At 60.5% G+C, this 20,447-nt stretch carries 12 protein-coding genes; 9 read left to right on the top strand and 3 right to left on the bottom strand.

What is annotated here, in order from left to right; genetic code table 11:
- Positions 1 to 315: 315 nt before the first annotated feature.
- Entirely contained in the window at positions 316 to 3,450 is a 3,135-nt protein-coding gene (locus tag HGEM_RS01070) for an insulinase family protein (protein ID WP_019127543.1), read from the bottom strand.
- 351 nt (positions 3,451 to 3,801) lie between these two features.
- On the opposite strand from HGEM_RS01070, the gene HGEM_RS01075 reads away from it, so the two are divergent.
- Positions 3,802 to 4,797, top strand: coding sequence for a DMT family transporter (locus tag HGEM_RS01075; RefSeq protein WP_019127544.1), 996 nt, complete (start codon positions 3,802 to 3,804; stop codon positions 4,795 to 4,797).
- A gap of 391 nt (positions 4,798 to 5,188) precedes the next feature.
- On the opposite strand, the gene HGEM_RS01080 is transcribed toward HGEM_RS01075, so the two are convergent.
- Positions 5,189 to 6,049 (bottom strand): MurR/RpiR family transcriptional regulator, encoded by an 861-nt coding sequence (locus HGEM_RS01080; protein WP_019127545.1) that lies wholly within the window; start codon positions 6,047 to 6,049, stop codon positions 5,189 to 5,191.
- Positions 6,050 to 6,242: 193 nt separating this feature from the next.
- On the opposite strand from HGEM_RS01080, the gene HGEM_RS01085 reads away from it, so the two are divergent.
- The 3 genes from HGEM_RS01085 to HGEM_RS01095 all read left to right on the top strand — a co-directional run bounded on the left by HGEM_RS01085 (position 6,243) and on the right by HGEM_RS01095 (position 10,241).
- A complete protein-coding gene (locus HGEM_RS01085; RefSeq protein WP_019127546.1) occupies positions 6,243 to 8,156 on the top strand; it encodes a glucose PTS transporter subunit IIA in 1,914 nt (637 codons plus the stop codon).
- Positions 8,157 to 8,180: 24 nt separating this feature from the next.
- Entirely contained in the window at positions 8,181 to 9,320 is a 1,140-nt protein-coding gene (locus HGEM_RS01090) for an alpha/beta hydrolase (RefSeq protein ID WP_019127547.1), read from the top strand.
- Positions 9,321 to 9,407: 87 nt separating this feature from the next.
- On the top strand, positions 9,408 to 10,241 hold the full coding sequence (locus HGEM_RS01095) for a class II fructose-bisphosphate aldolase (protein ID WP_019127548.1): 834 nt from the start codon (positions 9,408 to 9,410) through the stop codon (positions 10,239 to 10,241).
- 309 nt (positions 10,242 to 10,550) lie between these two features.
- Here HGEM_RS01095 and HGEM_RS01100 read toward each other — a convergent pair whose 3' ends face one another.
- Positions 10,551 to 12,059: a carboxypeptidase M32 gene (locus tag HGEM_RS01100; RefSeq protein ID WP_019127549.1), complete on the bottom strand. Its 1,509-nt coding sequence runs from the start codon at positions 12,057 to 12,059 to the stop codon at positions 10,551 to 10,553.
- A gap of 335 nt (positions 12,060 to 12,394) precedes the next feature.
- Between HGEM_RS01100 and HGEM_RS01105 the strand changes: the two genes are divergently transcribed.
- From HGEM_RS01105 to HGEM_RS01125, 5 genes are all read left to right on the top strand, one after another.
- Positions 12,395 to 13,531 carry a C45 family autoproteolytic acyltransferase/hydrolase gene (locus tag HGEM_RS01105; RefSeq protein WP_019127550.1) on the top strand — a complete coding sequence of 379 codons (1,137 nt, stop codon included), beginning with the start codon at positions 12,395 to 12,397 and terminating at the stop codon, positions 13,529 to 13,531.
- Between the two features lie 483 nt (positions 13,532 to 14,014).
- Positions 14,015 to 15,091 (top strand): phenylalanine--tRNA ligase subunit alpha, encoded by a 1,077-nt coding sequence (gene pheS / locus HGEM_RS01110; RefSeq protein ID WP_019127551.1) that lies wholly within the window; start codon positions 14,015 to 14,017, stop codon positions 15,089 to 15,091.
- Between the two features lie 78 nt (positions 15,092 to 15,169).
- Entirely contained in the window at positions 15,170 to 17,665 is a 2,496-nt protein-coding gene (pheT, locus tag HGEM_RS01115) for a phenylalanine--tRNA ligase subunit beta (RefSeq protein ID WP_019127552.1), read from the top strand.
- Between the two features lie 316 nt (positions 17,666 to 17,981).
- A complete protein-coding gene (locus HGEM_RS01120; RefSeq protein ID WP_019127553.1) occupies positions 17,982 to 18,821 on the top strand; it encodes a hypothetical protein in 840 nt (279 codons plus the stop codon).
- Positions 18,822 to 19,328: 507 nt separating this feature from the next.
- Positions 19,329 to 20,393, top strand: coding sequence for a hypothetical protein (locus HGEM_RS01125; protein WP_051008417.1), 1,065 nt, complete (start codon positions 19,329 to 19,331; stop codon positions 20,391 to 20,393).
- Positions 20,394 to 20,447 lie beyond the last annotated feature (54 nt).

A 20,447-nucleotide genomic window follows, 5' to 3' on the forward strand; every position in this document is an offset into this window, starting at 1 on the left:
GGGGAGCTCTCCTTCATTTTAAAAGGGGCAAGAAACGGATAAAAAGAGGGGGCATTAAAAACACGTTCCTTCCGTTTCCTGCCCATGTTCCACAACAGGACCGGGGGCGAGCCGCTCGAGAGGGCGCGCCCTGCCTCGTCGATGCGAAAGCGTCGCATAACTCGACGGTGAAGCTTGAATTTGCCCTTCACCTGCGAGTTACGCGACGCTTTTCTGAGGCAGATGGTCAGTTTCTTTGCCTGGGCGCTGGGGGGGTAAAGTACCCGGCGCCTTATCCGGGCGCTGGGGAGACGGAGCGCCCGTCGCCTGCCTCCGTTACCCGAGCAGGTCCACCACGTTCCACCCAGCGTTGCTTGCCTCGATGATCTCGCGTCCGCCGAAGACGCAACGCGGGGCCTTTTCGGCAACCTGCGCAACATCCGAGCCCAGCTCGCGCAGGCGCTTGGGCGTGGTGGCGAGCATCTCGGAGCGCAGCTGCTCGCGGTATCCCGGGGTGCGCTTCGAGAAATACGCCCCGTTCAGGCGCTTGGTAAGCGCATACGGCTTCACGGGCGCGTCGTTGCTCGAGACGGTCGAGACGATGTAGCCCTCAAAGGTATCGCGGTCCGTATCGAGCTCGCCGAGCCATGCGCCGGCGCCCGCGATGCGGTCAATCGAGGGGTCGATTGCCGGATCGCGATACGTGTAGAACGCGAGCTGGCGGTCTGCGGCGGCGCGGAACCCGCAGCCATACGCACCGCCCTTTACGCGGATTTCGTTCCAGAGATAGCCGTAAGAGAGCGCGTTTGCTGCAACGCCCCAGCTGCCGTCCGTCGCAATGCCGAGCGCGCGCGGGTCGGTGGACTGTCCCAGGTAGCATACGTCGCTGGGAATCACGAACGCCTCGTGCTTGTCCTCGGGCATGGGCACATAGAGCTCCTTGGCAGGAGCGGTGCGCGGGGCAAGCCCCAGCGTTCCGGCAGCCGCCCAGTAGCGGGCATAGTCCTCATCGGAGCCAGTGAAGCTCGCGACGGTGCCGGTCGAGGTGAAGATACGCTGCTGCAGCTCGCGCAGCTTGTCGCAGAGCTCACCCGTGCGCTCATCGAAGTGGTCGAGGAGATCGCGCAGGAAACGGTAGAAGTCCACGCCGCCAAGCTGCTCGGAGATGACTGCTGCGGGCGACACGTACGAGAGCGCGCGCCCGAGCGCCGCTTGGTGCCCCGCGGTGATGAATGTCTGCTCCACACCTATCTTGAGCTGCGTGAGAACGTCGCGCATGCGATCGGTATCCTCGAAGATGGTCTCTGCCCAAACCTCGCGGGGAATGCTCGCGAGCGCATCGATCTTCTCGGAGAGCGCTCCCGCCGAGACGAGCAGTACCGGGCGGGCGAGCTTCCAATTAGGTTGCTGGAAAACCTCCGTGGTAAAGGTAAGGAAGCCGAGGTTGGAGCCTATGAAGCTGTCGAGTTCGGCGGCGGTGTGCTGTACCGTGGGAAGCTGCTGCATGAGGCGGCAAAGTACCTTCACGTAGGGGAGCTCGGCATAGCTCACGTGGGTAAGGTCGAAGTAGGTGAGTGCGTAGGCCAGCCGGCGCGTGGGGATGCTATGGCGAAGGCAGGGGATGGGCGCGGCGTCATCGAGCGTGCAGGCGGGATCCGGGCGAGCGTCGCCGATGTCCTCCACGTGGAGGCGCGGGAGCTTCGCGCGATCCTCGGGCGCGTCCTCGGCTTCCTGCTGGCGGCGAAGTTCTGCCACGTCGTCGAGGATTGCCTGGAGCTCGGCGGTGCTCATGCTCGCTTTGATGTTGGCGAGCTTTGCCGCTTCGGTGTCGGTGGTGGAGCCGGTGCCGCCATCTGCTGCCTCGGCGCTGTCGGCGGAGTCGATCGGGGCCGCTGCCTCTCCCGCTTTGGGCGCGTCTGCTGCGCCCTCGCCCGAACCGGCGCCAACCGGCACGAGTTCAACCAGAGCACAGTGATTGCTTTCCAGCACGAGTTCCCTCAGCAGGTCCTCGAAGAACGGGCCATCGAGGGCTTCGCGAAGCGCTGCGTAGGTGTCGGCGTATTTGAGGGCATCGGTTGCAGCATCGTCATCATAGAGCCAGGTGGAGAGCGCTTCGCAGGCGAGCACGACACCGTCCGACATGCCGTAGTCGCGCTGCCGCAGCGCGTACTCGTTACTGCTGATCACCGCTTCGAGCCGGTCGCGCGGTACGCCATGCTCCACAAGGTCACGGCAGGTATCCTCAATCACGTTCCGGAATTCCTGCGCCGCCTGCGGCCGCGCGTTTTGCAAGATGATGAGCTCATAGGGCTGCTGGCAGGCGGACGAGGTGTAGCTCGTCACATTTCCGCCCAAGCCCGCGGCGATAATCGCTTTCTTGACCGGGGCCTCGTTGGAGCCGAGGATCGCATCGAAGAGCACATCGGCTGCAACGGTGCGGAAGGTATCGAGCGCTTGGCCAATGACATAGCCCATGCCCACGAGTGCGTTTTCGGGAGTGGTTTGCATCTCGACGCGCTTGTAGTCGCACACGGTCGGTTCCTGCATGGCGAGCGGGTTGGGCGCGAGCGCTGCGGGGCTGGCTCCTGCGGCACGCTCGGCAGCGATGCGGCGGCCAGCGGCGTTTTCCTGCGAGAGGTAGCGCTCGTCAAGAAACGCGAGCTCGCGCCGCACGTCAGCGAAGTCTCCATACAGGGTGAGATAGCTATTGGCCAAGTTGTAGTGTCGGGCATGCGTGTCGAGGAACTCCTCATAGGTGAGCTCGGGTATCGCCCGCGGGTCGCCGCCGGATTCGAACGCATACGCCGTGTCGGGGAAGAGGGCCGCGCCCACGGCGTCGTCCAACACGCTCATGGGGTCGGAGAGCGCGCCCTTCATCTCGTTGAACACCACGCCGTTGTAGCGGAGCGTACCCTCGGTGAGCGGCTTGCCTTCCGGTACGTCGAGCTCGTAGTGCCACCCCTCTTGCTCGAAGATGGCGCGCTTCGTGTAGATGGCCGGGTTGAGCACCGCGTCCATATAGACGTCCATGAGGTTGAGCAGGTCCTGCTCGTTGGTGGAGGCAACAGGGTAGACGGTCTTGTCCGGGTAGGTCATGGCGTTCAGGAACGTCTGCATGGAGCCTTTGATGAGCTCAACGAACGGCTCCTTGAGCGGGAACTTTTCCGAACCATCGAGGACGGAGTGCTCAAGGATGTGGAACACGCCCGTGCTGTTGGCGGGCGGCGTTTTGAAGCCGATGGCGAAGGCCTTGTTCTCGTCGTCGCAGGCGAGGTAGAGCAGGCGCGCACCGGATGCATGGTGGAAGAGCACGTAGGCGTCGGCATCGAGCTCTTCTATGGTTTCAACATGCGTGACGGTGAAGCCGCAGGTTGTTGTTCCAGGTGCGAGCAGCGCAGCAGCGGCAGCGCGGGGGTTGGCGGTTTCCGCGGCCTGCGGATTGTTTTCAGAAGGGGCGGTTTTGGGTTCCATGGTTCTCCTTACGGTGTATAGCCTGGTAACGCTTATACCCCGATTGCGCGTGGAGCGACCCACTTGCGCATGGATCGACTTCGGTCGCGCCTACAGCGCGAGATGAGTGCCCCGCCCGCCTGCGACCATAGCGCTGACGACCCTCGGACTGTCCAATCGTGGTGAGAATGTGATGCCGCCGGGGCTTGGGCAACGGTGCTCCCGCGGCATGCCGGCGTTTTCCAAGGGCATGCTCCGGTGGGCTAAAGCATGTGATCGAACCTGCTCAACTTTGCATAAACATGCCTTTTAACCTGCTGAATCTTACGTTAAGGTGAAGGATGGAAAAGGTATTGGAAAGGGGCGCAAAGCGTGGCGGCAGAAGCGACGGAGACGGTTGAAGAAAAATCGGTGAACAGATTCGGCGTGGATGCAGCGTCGCGCGCATGGCGCCGCATCCGACGCAGCCGATCAAATGCCGAGCGCGACCGCCGCGCAGTTACCGGCGTGCTTGCGACGCTCTTCGGAGGTATCTTCTGGGGCTTTTCCGGCACATGCGCAAGCTTTCTGTTCGAGAACTATACCGTTGATACGACCTGGCTCATGTGCGCCCGCCAGATTGTGTCGGGCCTGATCTTCTTGATCGTTATCCTTTCGCGCCGTACGGATCGGGGTAATCTGGTGCGCCTGCTCACCACGAAGCGCGATGTGGCAGTGCTCGTGGTGTTCGCGGCGCTCGGCGTGCTCCTCAACCAGTACGGCTATCTCATGGCGGTTCGCCTGACCAACGCGGGCACCGCGACGGTGCTGCAATGCCTCCAGCTTGTGATGATCATGGTGTATTCGTGCTTGAGGTCGCGCCGCGCGCCGCGCCGGAGGGAATTTGCGGGGGTTATTTTGGCGCTGGCGGGCACCTATCTTCTCGCGACCGGAGGCAACCCCTCCAACCTGGCGATTCCCCTCGAGGGCCTGACAATCGGCCTTGTTGCGGCGGTGGGCGCTGCATGCATGTCGATCATTCCGGCGCGCATCCTTCCTAAATACGGAGCCTCGGTGGTCACGGGGTCGGGCATGCTGCTTTCGGGAATCGTGACAACGTGCCTCTTTCATCCGTGGGCGAACATGCCGCAGCTTGACGGCATGGGCTGGGGCGCGTTTTTCGTGCTTGCCGCCGTGGGCTCGTGTCTTGCGTATTCGCTGTATATGCAGGGCGTGAAAGATATCGGTTCCATGCGTGCGAGCCTGATTGGCACGGTGGAGCCTGTTTCAGCTGCGGTGACAAGCGCTGTTGTGCTGGGAACGGTGTTTACCATGCCGGACATTGCCGGCTTTGCCTGCATCATCGTGATGGTGTTCCTCACGGCGTGAGCTATTGCGCGCCGGGCTCCGTGGGTGCGGCGTGAGCTATCGTGCGCCGGGGCTCCGTGGGTGCGGCGTGAGCTATCGTGCGCCATGGTTCCGTGAGCGCGGCGTTCCTGCGTGAGGCTGCATGCGTGGCGACTTGCGCACGACGGTGTGCGTCGTGCCCGCATGGCATGCCGGCACGCGGCTGCATGTTCCAGCTCGGTTTTTGAAGGCTCGGCATGAAAGAATGTGTTTTATGCGCCCCTGCCGGGCTCCGCGCAAGCTCTTACATGCCGATTTACGCAATAGGAGCCAATTTTCGCCTTCTTATTGCGTAATTCGGCATGGAAGTTTATCCAGCGTTGTTCAACATGCGACACCGTGGCGGTGTTGCGGAGGGGCTGGCAGCGTTCACCTAAGCATCGAGCTTCTTATCTGATGCCATCATTGATTCGTGGAGGCTGATGTGATGCTTCGGGTCCGGCAGCATGGAGTACAGGAAGTAATACAGCACCTCAACAACAAAGGTAAGAGGGATGCGCGAGAGCTGGAATTCGCGCGTGGTGAGGAGCCGCTCGCGATTCACTGCTGTGAGCACATGATCTGACATGTGAACGAGCGGGGATTCGGTTTCGCTCGTGAGCAGCACGATGGGAACTCCGTTCGAGCGGGCTACCTGAGCAATTTGCATGAGCCTTCTCGATTTTCCTGAGTTGGAGATGAGTACAAGCAGGTCTTGCTTGGTGAGGGTGAGCGAGAAGGCGGAGGCTTTCTCGTTAATTTCGCTCGTTATGCTTCGAAGTCCAAGTTGGTTGAACTTGAAGGCAGCGTCCATCGCGACGGGAATGGTGTTGCCTACTGCCACGATCTGGATGATTGATGCTTCACTGAGCAGCCTAAGCGTGGCGCGCAGCTCGCTATGGTCGAGACGCTGAGCGGTCATCTCGAGCTCAGAAGACTTCGTGCTGAGTATCGTTTGAAGAGAGCCGCCAACGTTATCAAGGGATATCTCGCTCGGCGCAATGCCGGGACGCTCTTTGGCGATGTCGCGATTGAGCGAGAGTTGAAAAGAGCGATAGCCATTAAAGCCGAGGCGCTTGCTTAGGCGTGAGACTGTTGCCTCCGATGCTCCGCTTGCCTGTGCGAGCGCCGCCGAAGTCATGTTCGAGGCCTGTCTCGGGTGATCGAGGATGTACTGCACGATGCGCTTCTCTGCGTCGAACAACTCGATATCCGAGCAAAGCATGTCTAGCGCGCTGGTAGCCGGTTCCTCCATGGGCCTCCCATCCTCTCGTTCGACCGTTTGGCAACGGCTTTGATTGTAGTACAAGCCGTTGACCAGCGACTCCTAGCGCGTTTACCGCTAAGAAAATACCTTTCACAGATTTCGAATACATAAAAGAAACACGTCATTTACAATCGGGCCATGTTCGTATTAGGAGAGCCGATGGCAGGGAAAAGGAGGAAACATGGCATCTGATTACAAAGCCATGGCCACGAGCATTATCCAGGGCCTTGGTGGCACAGGAAACCTGACCAACGTCACGCATTGCGCCACCCGCCTGCGTGTTGTGGTGAAAGACCCGGCAAAAATCAACCAAGCGGCTGTAAAGAAAGTTAATGGCGTGCTTGGGCTCGAGGTGGCTGGCAACCAGGTTCAGGTAATTGTTGGACAGGTAATTGAAGACCTGTATCTGGCGGTTGAGAAGCAGGTTGGAAGCCTTGCAGGAAAGGCAGGGGGGAGGGTAGCCTCACCAGACAAACCTAAGAAGCCTCTCGATTACGTTGCGGGCTTCATGTCCATGCTCGCGAGCATCATGAGCCCGGTCATCCCCGGTCTCGTTGCCGCAGGCTTCCTTGCCACGATTCTGACCATCATGTCGGTGTTCTTCGGGATCGATTCGAGCAACTCCACGTACGCCATCCTGTACAACTTCTCGCAGGCTGTGTTCTACTTCATGCCGGTTTTTGTAGCGTACACTTCGGCTCAGCGCTTCAATACCGAGCCTGTGCTCGCGATGCTACTCGCTTGCGCGCTTCTGTACCCCGACTGGGTGACTATGGTGAACACCCTGACGGCGGAGGGCCAGGAGTTTGTCGGCTACTTCGGCCTGCCGGTTACGCTTACTACCTACAATGGCGCTGTGGTGCAGATCATCCTTTCTGTCTGGGTGATGTCTAAGATCGACATGTTCCTCAAGCGCGCGATCCCCGAGGTAGTTCGCCACTTCCTCAAGCCGTTCCTGCTACTTTTGATCATGAGCGTGATTACCCTGACCGTGACTGGTCCGCTCGGTGCGCTCATCACCGACTACTTCACGGCATTTATCAATTGGATCAGCGAAGTTGCGCCCTGGTTTACTGTTGCCGCTATGGTCATCTTCTTCACGACCGTTGGCGTCGTGCTTCCTGGTTTCCACATGGCGCTCGTGCCCATCGCTACGGCGAATATCGCTACGATCGGCTATGACAACCTGCTGAACATCGCGTTCTTCTGCTGCACCATCACGCCTGGCTTTATCGCGCTCGCGGTTGCGCTCAAGACCAAGAGCAATAACCTGCGTCAGATCGCGTTCCCGGCCGCGCTTTCGGCGCTGTTCGGCGGCATTTCCGAGCCCACGACTTACGGCATTTCCTATAAGATGGTTCGTCCGTATTACGTACATACAATCGTTGCCATCGCAACGGCGTTGCTCGCGGGCATCATGCAGCTCAAGTGCTATGCGTTCGGTGGATATTCTCTCACGAACATCCTGCTTTACATGGGGCCCGATCGCGATATGGCAAACTTTACCAACGCGCTTATTCTTGTGGCGTTCATGGCGGTCGCTTCCTTCGTGCTCACATGGGTTATCGGATTCGATGACTCCATCTACGACGAGGAGGATGAGGACGGTAACCCCCTGCCTGAGTCTGAGGGAGAGCCGGCGAAGAAGGTTCCAACGGCAAACGAGTCCTTCGTCCTTCCCGCACAGGGCGAGTACATCGCTCAGGCGGATATTTCGGACAACGTGTTTGCGCAGGGTATTCTTGGTCCTTGCTTTGGAGTGAAGCCGACAGACGGTGATGTCGTTTCTCCGGTTGCTGGTTCGGTTTATGCGGTCGCTGGCACCAAGCATGCGGTGACTATCGTGACCGATGGCGGCGCCGAGGTGCTTGTTCACATTGGTATCGACTCGGTCAAGCTTGATGGCGCTGGCCTCGAAACATTTGTTCAGAAGGGCGACCGCGTGACTGCGGGCCAGCGCATCGCGTCTTTCGACAAAGATGTGTTCGAGAAGGCGGGCGTTGATACTACTATCGTGTGCTCGCTCATCAACGGCAAAGATTATGCGAGCGTTGCCTTCCAACAATGTGATGCGCCCATGATTGCTACGGTGTAGGGCACAGCAACTAAGGAGGTCCATATGCAGCAAGTTGAGCATGCAGATGGCCGGCTCTACGACGCGTCGCTTGTCGGTCGGATTCGTGAGCGAGAGTATACGGGGGAGGTTTATGGAGTCGAAACGCTCTTTAAGCCGGTGCCCGATGTGGACGAGGAGCATGTTGTCGACCCGCGCCTGGAAACTGTTATGGAGAAGAAGCGCAAGATGTTCTCCGAGCGCGCTCAGGCAGGATGGCGGCTTTCCAACGAGCGCTACCGTCCCGATAAGGTGACATACGACCTCACGACGACGGACGTTGGCGTAGACGAACGGCTCATTCCCATCGACGACGATCATCTCATTGATATCTACATATATCGCGCCGAGGGAGCGCCGCAGAATTGTCCCGTGATGATTTATCTGCATGGCGGCGGTTTTACGGCGGGTGACATGCGTTTGTACGCCAACCAAATGAAGCTCGTTGCGGAGCTTTCGGGGGCGGTCGCAATTTTCCCTGAGTATCGTCTCGCGCCGGAGTGCCCGTTCCCTGGACCGATTGATGATGCGTGGGGTACCGTGCGCTGGGTGTACAAGCATGCTGCCGAGCTGGGCGTCGATCCAGAGGGCATCATGGTCGCTGGAGATTCGGCAGGCGGTTCGCTCACCGCGGCGTGCGTGCAGAGGGATCTCGAGCGCATGGCATCAGGGGCGGAGCGCATTATCAAAAAGATCGTTGGCATCTATCCTGGGTGGGATCTTCGCGATTGGCGTACGCTGGACGAATATACCTGGTCGTACGATGAGTATCCGGTTCGCGAGGATCAGTTCGAGCTTGTGAAGAGCCGCATCGAACGTATTCGCAGCGGCGTGGAGGGGAGCGAGACCTCTTCTTCTAATCTGTATCTGCAGGGTAAGACTACGTCGGATAATCCGCTTGTGAATGTTGCGGCAGCGTCCGACGAGGTGCTCGAGCAGTTTCCTGAGGTGCTCGCCATCTCGTCGGAATACGACTACCTTCGCGTGGGGACCGACCACCTGGTGAAGCGCATGCAGGACCTGGGTGTGAAGGTTCGCAACATGCGCTACTGCGGCTGTGATCATGGATTCTTCGATATGCTTGGAACCTATGTCCAAGCCGAGGAGCTCTGCCAAACGCTGGCGGACGAGTTGAAGCCCCTGTAATCGCGCGGGTGTCGCCTATGGGTGACACCCGCTTTTTGCTTGGGTTTATTCGGCGTGGTTGGTGCATTGCAAGAAAGGTTGGCTACCATGCTTGTTTCGATGGTTCAGATGCTGCGCGATGCTCGTGAGCAGGGATACTGCGTACCCGCTCTGGGGTGCGGGAACGAGCATCAGGCGCGTGCTTGTATCGCGGCGGCCGAGCAGGCTTCTTCGCCGCTTATCCTGTTGGTAATTTACGAGGTGGTCCCCTCGTTCGAGACGATTGGCAGGGGCGTACTCCGCGTGGCAGAAGAGGCGAGCGTTCCGGTATCGGTTATTCTCGACCATGGAAAAACGTTCGAGCAGGTCATGCATGCCATTAGGCTTGGATTTCCCGATGTGATGCTCGATTGCTCAGCGCTACCTTATGAGGAGAACGCGATCCGCATGCGCGAAGTGGTGCGGGTTGCCCATGCGGTTGGCGTGGGCGTTGAGGCTGAGTTCGGCCATGTGGGCATGGGGCTCGGCACGGGCGAGACGGCGGACCATAGCGTGTATACCGATCCCGATGAAGCGGTGCGCTTCGTTTCGGAGACGGGGGTTGATGCGCTCGCGGTATCTATCGGTACGGCCCATGGAGCCTACGAGGGAACTCCCGAGTTGCAATTTGGTTTGCTCGCCGAGCTGAGAGAGAAGGTGCGGGTGCCGCTCGTGTTGCATGGAGGCTCGGGGTCGGGCGAGGAAAACCTACGGAACGCTTGTCGTATGGGTGTGGCGAAACTCAACATCGCCCATGACTTATATTGCGGGACCCTCCGTGCCCTTGAGGATGCAGATTTTACGGGTAACGGAGCCTATGACCTCTATAACGTGGTTTTCCATGGCATCGAGGCGGCTGCAGCTCACGCAATTGACATCTGCGGCTCTGCTGGCAAGGTATAGGGCATCGCTTGCATGTCCTTGAATCGGAGGATGGCTCTTACATGCCGTTTTACGCAATAAGAGCCAATTTTCGCCTTCTTATTGCGTAATTCGGCATGGAAGTTTACTCAGAGCGCAAAGCTGGGCACACCGAGCTGGGTCTGTCGAGCCGTGCCCGCCAATCTGGGCCCGCCGAGCTGGGTCTGTCGAGCCGCGCCCGCCAATCTGGGCCCGCCGAGCGAGAAACATGCGACGAAGGCCGGCAGGGACTAAACAGGGCACGAAGCAAAAGGCCGCGCCAGCGAGTTGTTGCTGGCGCGGCCGGATCCTCTACAGCCCGTATAGCTCGCTGAATTTCTTTTGCAGATAATCGCAATAGAACGTGGCGTCAAACGGAGCGCCGCATGCGTTCAGGATGAGCTCGGGCGCGTCCTTCCCCGCGCCCCAGCGCCAGATTTTATCGCGCAGCCAGGTGCGCACGGGCGCAAGGTCGCCTGCGGCGCAGGCGGCATCAACATCCACACCGTCCGCCGCCATGGCGGGTACCATCTGCGCTCCATAGGCGCTTCCAAGCGCGTAACTCGGGAAGTACCCGAAGCTTCCGCCCGACCAGTGCGTGTCCTGCAGGCAGCCATCCGTGTCATTCGGCACGTCAAGCCCCAGGTACGTACGGGTAAACTGCGCCCAGAGCTCAGGGATGTCGCGTGCGGTTGCCTCGCCTGTGAAGAGCATCCGCTCGATGTCATAGCGCACCATGATATGCAGCGGGTAGGTGAGCTCATCGGCTTCGGTGCGAATGAGCTGCGGCAGCGCGATGTTTGCCGCGCGGTAAAGCTGGTCCTCCGAGACGCTTCCATACGCCTCGGGAACGTGCTTGCGCAGCACGGCGAGAAGCGGGCCCATAAATGCGCGCGAGCGTCCGACGATGTTCTCAAAGAATCTCGACTGGCTTTCGTGGATGCCCATGGTGGAGCCGGTGCCCAAGCAGGTGTAGGCGTACGCGGGATCGATGTTCTGCTCGTAAATGGCGTGGCCAGCCTCGTGGATGACCGAGAACACGTTGCTGAGCAGGTTGTTTTCGTAGATGTGCGTCGTGATGCGCACGTCGCCGGGCGCCATGCCGTTGGTGAAGGGGTGCTCGACGCAATCGAGAACGGAGGCTTCGGGATCAAGGCCCACGATGTCCGTGAGCTCGCGAGCGATGGCAAGCTGCACGGATTCCGGCACGCGGGCGGTGAGGAACGGCGCCTCGGGCTGGGGACGCTTTCCTACCTCGTGCACAAGTGGCACGACGGTAGCCTTGACCTGGTCGAAGAACCGATCATAGGCGGCCGAGTCCATGCCGCGCTCGTATTGATCGAGCCATACATCGTAAGGGTCGCGCGTCGAATCGATGCAGGCGGCCTGGCGCTTAAGCGCGGCGAGGATGCGATCGATGTACGGGGCGAACGATTCCCAGTCGTTCGCGAGCTTCGCTTTGTGCCAGACAGCGTTCGCTTCGCTGGTGAGCTTCGACCACGCTGCAGCCTCTTCGGTGGGGATGGCAACTGCCTCGCGCTGCTCGCGGGCGAGGACGCGAAGCTCGGTTGCCGTTTGCTCGTCGAGTTCTCCGGCGGCTGCCGCCTCTTTGAGCTGGGCAATTAGTTCTTGCGCCGAAGCACTGGTAAGCGCTTCATGGTATTCGCCGGCAAGTGCACCCATGGCCTCCGCGCGCGCGGGTGCGCCCTTCGGCGGCGCCTTGGTTTCCCCGTCGAATTCCAGGATGCCCATAAGGTAGGTGCGCAGCCACAGATCGCGCTCGAGGCGTTTGAGCTGCTGGACGCTTGAATTGTTTGCCATGACAATCCTTTCAGGAAGATGTGCCGAGCTTTGCAGCAGTGTACTTCGACGCGACTGCCGAGCCAAGCCACTATGCAAGCCCGAGTGTCTTGAGCCCTTGGTCAGTCAACTGATAGGCTGCTGGCCGGGCCGAAGTTTTTCGCAACAGGTTTTCCGCGCTGAGCGAGGTGAGTAACCTGCGCGCTGTGGCCTGCGATGCCTTCAAGTGCCGGCTTTTCCCGCATATAAATTGACGAAAACGTGAGAATTGTCACTAGCATGGGCATCCTGTGCTAGCATGATGCGCCTCTGTGTTGTCTATCAGGGGAGATGACATGGAAGAAAGGGGGGATGACATGGAAGAACAGGCGAAGCCGAGTAAATCGGGTCGCGCGAGAAAGATCGTTGTCCGCGTGCTCATCGCGCTCGTTGCACTCGTCGTCCTTGCGGTGGCGGGCATTGCATTCATGTTCCGCAATGAAATCGCGACCGTGGCATCCATCAAGAAGGTGAACGATTACCCCTTCTACACCATGACCTACGAGGGCGATTACGGCATTGACGAGTTCATAGCCCAGGGAGGCGCTTCCAGCGATGCCGAGCTCATCGGGTTCGTCGTGCAGCATCTCATGAAAGGGCTTCCCATAACGATCGAGCTGCCCGACCTCGCGTGCTCGACGTTCAACGCTACCACGTCAGAAGGCGACGCAATCTTTGGCCGTAACTTCGACCTGAGCTATTCGCCGAGCATGCTGGTGCGCACCGATCCGGCGGATGGCTACGCATCGATTTCCATGGTTAACCTAGGATTCCTTGGCTACGGTGAAGACAAGTTGCCGGATTCTCCCACTTCGAGCATCACGGCGCTTGCAGCCCCTTACGCGCCGCTTGATGGCGTGAACGAAGCTGGCCTGGCCGTGGGGGTGCTGCTCATCGACACCGATCCCACTAATCAGCAAACCGACAGGGTGGACATCACAACTACGACGGCCATCCGCCTTATGCTCGATAAGTGCGCGACGGTAGACGAAGCGCTTGACCTGCTTGAGCAGTACGACATGCATTCGAGTGCCAACAGCTGCTACCACTTCCAGATTGCCGATGCCTCGGGCGATACCGTGGTGGTCGAGTATGTTGATAACGAGATGTCGGTTCTCGACCCCGACGACGTGACTACTGCGGGCCAGCCCGCTGCGGGCACCACGTACATGGCGGCTACGAACTTCCTGCTCACGCCCGGTGAGTATGATTTCGGAACGGGCCAGGACCGTTACCAGATTGTGACTGAGGGGCTTGGGGCGACGGACGGCGTTCTTTCCGAGGATGAGGCCATGAGCCTTCTCGCCGCGTGCTCGCAGGAGCCGCATATCAATAGCCGTGGGGAGGAGAGCCAGACGCAATGGTCGGTGGTGTATAACCTCGACAAGCAGAGCGCGACCATTGCCATTGGACGAGATTACGAGAATGTCTACGAGGTGAGCCTGCGCGAGTAGGGGCATTCGCCCCGACCGGGGGCATTCGCCCCGCCGGCGTTGCGAGCTGAGCACACCGCATTCCGCATAATTGCACGTGGGAGGCGCACCCGTTGTGCTATCATTTCGACCAACGCGTTGACGGAGAGGGTTGCACCCGCCGCGTCGCCGTTCAGAGAGGGTGGGTCACCGGCTGAAAGCCCGCCTGCGGAGGCAAGGATGCAGCGTTCACTCCCGAGTAGCGACCTGAACGGCCGCGTGGCAGATGTGCGAGACAGATGTACCCGGCACAACTGTCTCATTGCGCTGAGTAGGGAAGCCGCCGCCTGGGCGACATCAGGCTAAAGAGGGTATGCGGGGCACGACATCCCGCAGCCAACCAAGGTGGTACCGCGGAATTGCATCCGTCCTTGAGCAGAGTGAGCTCGAGGGCGGATTTTTCTTTTCGTCTCGGGCGATGTTCCAGAGACCTCGAGCACCGGGAGATTTCGAAAGGGGAAGTACATGGGTCTGATTGACGATCTCGATGCGTTGCAGGCGCGCGCGCAGGAGATGATTGCCGCCGCGACAGATGCGAAAAAGCTTGAAGAGGCACGCGTGGCGCTCCTCGGCCGAAAGGGCGAGATCACGCAGATTATGCACATGATGGGCAAGGTTGCGCCTGAAGAGCGCCCGGTGCTCGGCAAGCGCGCGAACGAGCTGCGTCGCATGGCCGAGAGCCTCATCGAGCACGCTGCCGGCGACCTCAAGCGCCAGGCTATGCGCGAGCTCATGGCCACCGAATCCGTGGACGTGACGCTTCCGGGGGCGCGCCCGACCATCGGTCATGCCCACCTCATCAACCAGATCAAAGAGGAGATCGAGGACGTGTTCTGCGGTATCGGCTATACCGTCGAATCGGGCCCCCAGGTGGAGACCTCGTACTATAACTTCACTGCGCTGAACGCCCCGATGGACCATCCGAGCCGTTCCGCGCGCGATACGTTCTACGTGGTGGACAACGCGCCCGGATCCGTGGCGCACCCCGAGCAGCACGCGCACGGCGAGTCCGACGTGCTCCTGCGCACCCAGACGTCCGGCGCGCAGATTCATATCATGGAGCATCAGAAGCCGCCCATCTATGCCATCGTTCCCGGCACCGTGTACCGCCCGGATACCGCCGACGCCTGCCATCTTCCCCAGTTCAACCAGGTCGAGGGCATCGTGGTGGACGAGGGCATTACGTTCGGCGACCTCAAGGGCACGCTGGACTACTTCGCGCGCGCGATGTTCGGTGAGGACCGCCAGACGCGCTATCGCCCGCATTTCTTCCCCTTCACCGAGCCGAGCTGCGAGCTCGACGTTTCTTGCCACGTCTGCGGGGGCAAGGGTTGCAGCTTCTGCAAGCACAGCGGTTGGATCGAGATTCTCGGTTGCGGCATGATCGACCCGAACGTGCTTATCAACTGCGGCGTCGATCCCGACCGTTATACCGGCTTCGCGTTTGGCATCGGCGTGGAGCGCGTTGCGGCGCTCCGGTACGATCTGCCCGACCTGCGCACGCTCATGACCGGAGACATGCGCTTCTTGGAGCAGTTCTAAACCGAGCAGTACCGCAGGTGAGGGGCTGGCAAGTCCTGTCGCCCCGTTGTCACCATTGTTACGCAGAAGGAGAATGCAATGCGCGTTTCATATAACTGGCTGCAGGAGCTCATCGACGTTCCGGAGTCGCCGGAAGAGCTCGGCCGCGAATTCATCCGTACGGGCACTGAGGTTGAGGCCATCGACATCGTGGGCGAATCGTTCGATCATGTCGTGACGGCGAAGGTCGTGTCTAAAGAGCCCCATCCGGATTCCGACCACATGTGGGTCACGATGGTCGATGTGGGGAACTATAACCTGGGGGAAGACGGCTCGCCCGAGCCGTTGCAGATTGTGTGCGGCGCTCAGAACTTCGAGCAGGGCGATCACATCGTGACCGCGCTGGTGGGGGCGGAGCTCCCCGGTGGCATCAAGATCAAGAAGAGCAAGCTGCGCGGTGTGGTGAGTTACGGCATGAACTGCTCGGCGCGCGAGCTTGGTCTTTCGGGTGATCATTCCGGCATCATGATTCTGCCCGCGGACGCGCCGGTGGGCGTGCCGTTTGCCGAGTATCGCGGCACGTCGGACACCGTGCTGGACTGCGAGATTACCCCGAATCGCCCGGACTGCCTCTCCATGGCGGGCATGGCCCGCGAGGTGGGAGCCATCTTCGATCGCGACACGCATGTCGAGCTGCCAACCATCAAGCAGGAGGTTGGGCGTCCGACGGCCGACGAGGTCTCGCTCGCCATCGCTGACGAGGGGCTGTGCAGCCGCTACGTGGCGCGCATTGTGCGCAACGTGAAGGTGGGGCCCTCGCCGGAGTGGATGGTCGAGCGCTTGGCGGCAGCCGGCGTGCGCTCCATCAACAACATCGTGGACATCACCAACTACGTGATGATGCTTACCGGCCAGCCCCTGCACGCCTTCGACCTCGACACCTTTGCCGAGCGCGACGGGCACCGCCGCGTGGTGGTGCGCGGGGCGCACGAGGGCGAGGTCTTCCAGACGCTTGACGGCGTTGAGCGCACGCTCGACGAAGGCATGGGCCTCATCACCGATGGCGAGCGCCCCGTGGCGCTGGCCGGCGTGATGGGCGGCATGGATTCCGAGATTGAAGACGATACGCGTGACGTGCTCATCGAGAGCGCGTGCTTCGATGCGGGGCGCACGTCGCATACGAGCCGCGACCTGCAGCTCATTTCCGAGGCTTCGATTCGCTTCGAGCGCCAGGTAGACGAGGCGGGCTGCGTGGATGTGGCGAACATCACGGCCGCACTCATCGAGGAACTCGCGGGCGGCGAGGTCGCGCCGGGTTACGTGGACCTCTATCCTGCACCCAAGGTGCAGCCGGAGCTCGTGCTGCGCCAGGAGCGCGTCGACCTCATCTGCGGTGCCCAGATCTCGCCGGAGTTCATCGAGCGCGCGCTCACGCGGCTCGGCTGCACGGTGCGCGTGGACGCTGCGGGCGCGAGCGCGGCGGCCGCTGGTGGCGCCGGCACTGCGGGCGCGTTCCACGTGGTGCCGCCGAGCTTCCGTCCGGACCTCGAGCGCGAGATCGACCTCATTGAGGAGGTCCTGCGCCTTTGGGGCATGGACTGCGTGGAGGCGACCATTCCTGCAGCGAAGAATCACATCGGCGGCCTCACGCACGAGCAGCGTCTGCTTCGCCGCGTGGGCGCCATCTTGCGCTCCTGCGGGCTCAACGAGACCACGACGTACTCGTTCGCCGCGCCCGGCGACCTGGAGAAGACTCGCATGAGCACCGAGGGCCGCGGCCTGCCGGTCGTCATCATGAACCCGCTCGTGGCCGAGCAGACCGAGATGCGTCGTTCGCTGCTTCCGGGTCTGTTGCAGTCGGTTGCCTACAACAACGCGCGCGGCACGGCCAACGTGCATCTGTACGAGATGGGTACGCTCTTCTGCGGTCGCGAGAACGCGAGCCTGCCCAAGGAACGCCGTTCGCTCGCCGGCGTGCTGTCCGGCGCGTGGGGCGATGTGACGTGGAAGCAGAAATTCGCGCCGCTGCGTTTCTTTGATGGTAAGGGTGTGGTGGAAGAGCTGCTCGCTCAGCTCCGAGTCGAGAAGGTTCGGTTCCGCCCGGCCGAGGGCGACGGTTATGCCTTCCTGCAGCCGGGCCGCGGCGCCGAAGTGCTGGCGGGTGGTACCGTGCTCGGATGGGTGGGCGAGATTCACCCTGAGGTCCGCAATGCGTACGGCATCGATCTTCCGGTCGTGGCGTTTGAGCTGAACCTCGACGCGCTCATCACGTGCTCGCGCGACCAGCAGGCGTATCGCGACTTCTCGTCGTACCCGGCGGTCGAGATGGACCTCGCCATCGTGGTGGACGAGGGCGTTACCTGCGAGGATTTGGAGCGCCGCCTCCAGTCTGCCGGAGGCAAGCTCCTGCGCGGTGTGCGCCTCTTCGATGTGTACCGCGACGACAAGCGCGTGGGCGAGGGCAAGAAGTCGATGGCGTTCGCGCTTACGTATCGCGCCGACGACCACACGCTTACCTCCGAAGAGGTCGAGAAGGTGCACCAGAAGCTCGTGACCAAGGTGTGCAAGGCTACCGGCGGCGAAGTCCGCGCTTAGCGCGTCTTTCCCAGGTGCCGCATCTTCGCCTCCAATCGTCGGTCGGCGCCCTTAGGCGTCCTCCCTCCTCTTTCAGGCGAACCTGCGGCACCTGGGAAACCCGCCGCAGGCCTTGTTCCAACCCCTGCGGTTTCGATGCAAGTGCAGCCGTATGAGCCCGTTCGGCCCTATACTTCTAGCGAGAACGATGTGCGCGCCGGGCGCCGGGCTTTCTGTAGCGAGTTTCCCGCAGCAGGTCGGCATCGCCGACCTGCGAGGACCACGAGCGAAAGAACTGCCCGGCGCCCTCCGAGAGCAAACAGCGATTGGAGCTCTTGTGCCAAGTTGGAACATCCATATTGCCCAGAGCGAGCAGCTCTTTTCCCGCAATGGCGCGGTCGCTTGCACCGTGCGGGACCGCAATGCCTTCCTGTTTGGTGCGCTCGTGCCGGACATCCCGGTGGGCTACATGGTCCCCGACGTGCGCGAGCCCATCGCGTATCGCATCACGCACTTCGCAACGCCCGAGCCCATCCCCAAGCCGCGCGAGCACGAGTTCTGGGCGGATTACGTCGCCCCCGCTGCAGAGCGCCTTGGTATCGTTGAGGGCCGCGTTCCCATTGCCGATGCCATCGCTCCCGCTTCGATTGCTATCGAGCGCGAAACGGTCAATCGCATCCACTATCCCCAGCGCTACGAGGGCGTGACCATCAATCCCCCCAAGCAGGGGAGCCCTGCCGACGATGATTGCTCGCCTGCCTCACTTGAGCGCTCGGGCTTTGATCTCTTGCTTGGCGTATGGACACACCTTCTGGCCGATAACATTTGGAATACGCGCGTCAACGAGTTTCTCGATGCGCTTGGCGATAAGCCCAGCGAACAGTTTCGCATTAAAAAGCAGGGAGATTTCGACTGGTTCGGCAAGACGCTGCCCATTACCTCGTTTCCTCGCGATACGCCGAGGCTCATTGCGGCTGCCGCAGCGTTTCCGCAGTACGAGCTCGACGAGCGCACGGTGCTTATGACCATCGGCGTCGCACATGAGATTGTCCGGGAGAACCAAGGCGCGCTCGACCACCCGCCCTATCGCCTGCTCACCAGCGAGTTCTTTTCGACCGTGTCCGCTGAGGTTGTCGAGACCACCGACCGACTCCTCGCCGAGCGGTTGCAACCATAGGCTTGGAGCAGTCAGCGGTGTAAAACGCGTTCGCATGAAGCGCTTCCGGTGTCAAAAATCGATCCTCACGTCACGTTCCACAAGTTCGAGGCTCGAGTCGGAAGGTTTTTGCGGATTTTCCGAGTAGCCACCCGTTTTCGGGAGCTGTTTCCTGCGGTTTTGTTGCCCGGGAGGGCGGGTCTACTCGGCGTTTCCCGAAAAACCTTCCGACTCGAGCCGCGAACTTTTTTGATGTTGTGTGAGTTGGTGTTCTATCGGAGTGTTGTCACGGCGTGTGCGAGGCGGGCGCTGCTGCCTGAGGTGCTGTCTAGGTTGTTTGTGGCGCATTATTTATGATGTAAATTGAATATATGGGACTGTCTACCCATGATTGTTTGCCATTTAGTGCATAGATAGCGCAGTGGCCATGTTCTGCGTGTTCAAGTTTTGGCCAGCAGTTTGTCAGCTGGAGCGGCAATATGTTGGGCACAGACCCAAGCAGGTTGGCGTTGCGGTTATGGTTTGAACATGAATATCGTGTTGTCACATAGCTCCGCATTCCGCTACTACCGCACACCGCCCGTGGTGTTGGCGCTGTACGGCGATTGCTACGGTATCGATGTGTCGCGGGAGCGTCGCCGTGCGCTCAGAGGTTCGGGTTCATTCGGCCCCCTTGACATACCGATTCACGTGCTCGTTCGCAGCAAGACTCATGTGAAGGCGACAAAAACTTGCATACCGCATATTTGGTCCGGTGAGATTGCCCCTGGAATGATTCGCGCTACCGATCTAGGCTTTGCGGTCACATCGCCTGTGCTCACGATGCTGTGTCTTGCCGCAATGTCGCCTGTTGCACAGGTAACCATGATGCTCTATGAGCTGATGGGATTGTTCGCGGTGTACCGTGCGCGCCATGGCGAGCGGGAGTACCTGCAGAAGCTCGTCGATACAGGCTCATTTCCTATCATCGATGGGTGGAAGCCGATGCTGGACAATAACGGGAACATTACCGATTTATGGGACCGACCTCCCCTCATTACCATCGATGAAGTCCAGCGCTTTTGCGATCAGTTTCGAGGCATGCGCGGCATTGGCCGGCTTCGCCAAGCTCTTGATGACGTATGGGGTGTGGCGCGCTCGCCGTTCGAGGTGCAGGCGGCAATGCTGCTTGGTCTTCCGAGGCGGAGGGGTGGCTACGGATTTGGCAGCTTTGAACTGAATAAAGCTATACGGCTTTCGGATGCGGCGCGCGCTATAGCGCGCCAACAGACGTGTTGCATCGATTTGTATGCAGAGGGGCCAGAGGGTCTCCCGCCCATAGCCATTGAATGTCAAGGAGCAGGTTATCACGGTGGGTCAGAGCGGAATGCAATGGACGATAACCGAGCGCTGGCGTTGCAAAGTATGGGTTTAACGGTGGTGCGCTTACGATACGAGCAGATTGCCGATCCCTGGCGGCTTCAGCAGGTTGCAAGCTTTCTGCTGGGAAAACACGGGCGAGTGTGGGCACCAAAAACGGAGCGTCTCGAGCAGAAGGAGCGAGAACTGCGCGCCGACGTGCTCACGGATTGGTGGCGGCTTGGTTCTGCCTGATTATGGGGGCTCACGCTTGCCGGGAGAGACGGGGCGGAAAAGTTCAAGGCTCGA

Source organism: Enorma massiliensis phI, from assembly GCF_000311845.1.
Classification (GTDB): domain Bacteria; phylum Actinomycetota; class Coriobacteriia; order Coriobacteriales; family Coriobacteriaceae; genus Enorma; species Enorma massiliensis.

What these genes read in the sequence shown, in the direction of transcription:
- HGEM_RS01070 (WP_019127543.1), bottom strand. Translation starts at nt 3,450, where the DNA reads ATGGAACCCAAAACCGCCCCTTCTGAAAACAATCCGCAGGCCGCGGAA.
- HGEM_RS01080 (WP_019127545.1), bottom strand. Translation starts at nt 6,049, where the DNA reads ATGGAGGAACCGGCTACCAGCGCGCTAGACATGCTTTGCTCGGATATC.
- HGEM_RS01085 (WP_019127546.1), top strand. Translation starts at nt 6,243, where the DNA reads ATGGCATCTGATTACAAAGCCATGGCCACGAGCATTATCCAGGGCCTT.
- HGEM_RS01090 (WP_019127547.1), top strand. Translation starts at nt 8,181, where the DNA reads ATGCAGCAAGTTGAGCATGCAGATGGCCGGCTCTACGACGCGTCGCTT.
- HGEM_RS01095 (WP_019127548.1), top strand. Translation starts at nt 9,408, where the DNA reads ATGCTTGTTTCGATGGTTCAGATGCTGCGCGATGCTCGTGAGCAGGGA.
- HGEM_RS01100 (WP_019127549.1), bottom strand. Translation starts at nt 12,059, where the DNA reads ATGGCAAACAATTCAAGCGTCCAGCAGCTCAAACGCCTCGAGCGCGAT.
- HGEM_RS01105 (WP_019127550.1), top strand. Translation starts at nt 12,395, where the DNA reads ATGGAAGAACAGGCGAAGCCGAGTAAATCGGGTCGCGCGAGAAAGATC.
- pheS (WP_019127551.1), top strand. Translation starts at nt 14,015, where the DNA reads ATGGGTCTGATTGACGATCTCGATGCGTTGCAGGCGCGCGCGCAGGAG.
- pheT (WP_019127552.1), top strand. Translation starts at nt 15,170, where the DNA reads ATGCGCGTTTCATATAACTGGCTGCAGGAGCTCATCGACGTTCCGGAG.
- HGEM_RS01125 (WP_051008417.1), top strand. Translation starts at nt 19,329, where the DNA reads ATGAATATCGTGTTGTCACATAGCTCCGCATTCCGCTACTACCGCACA.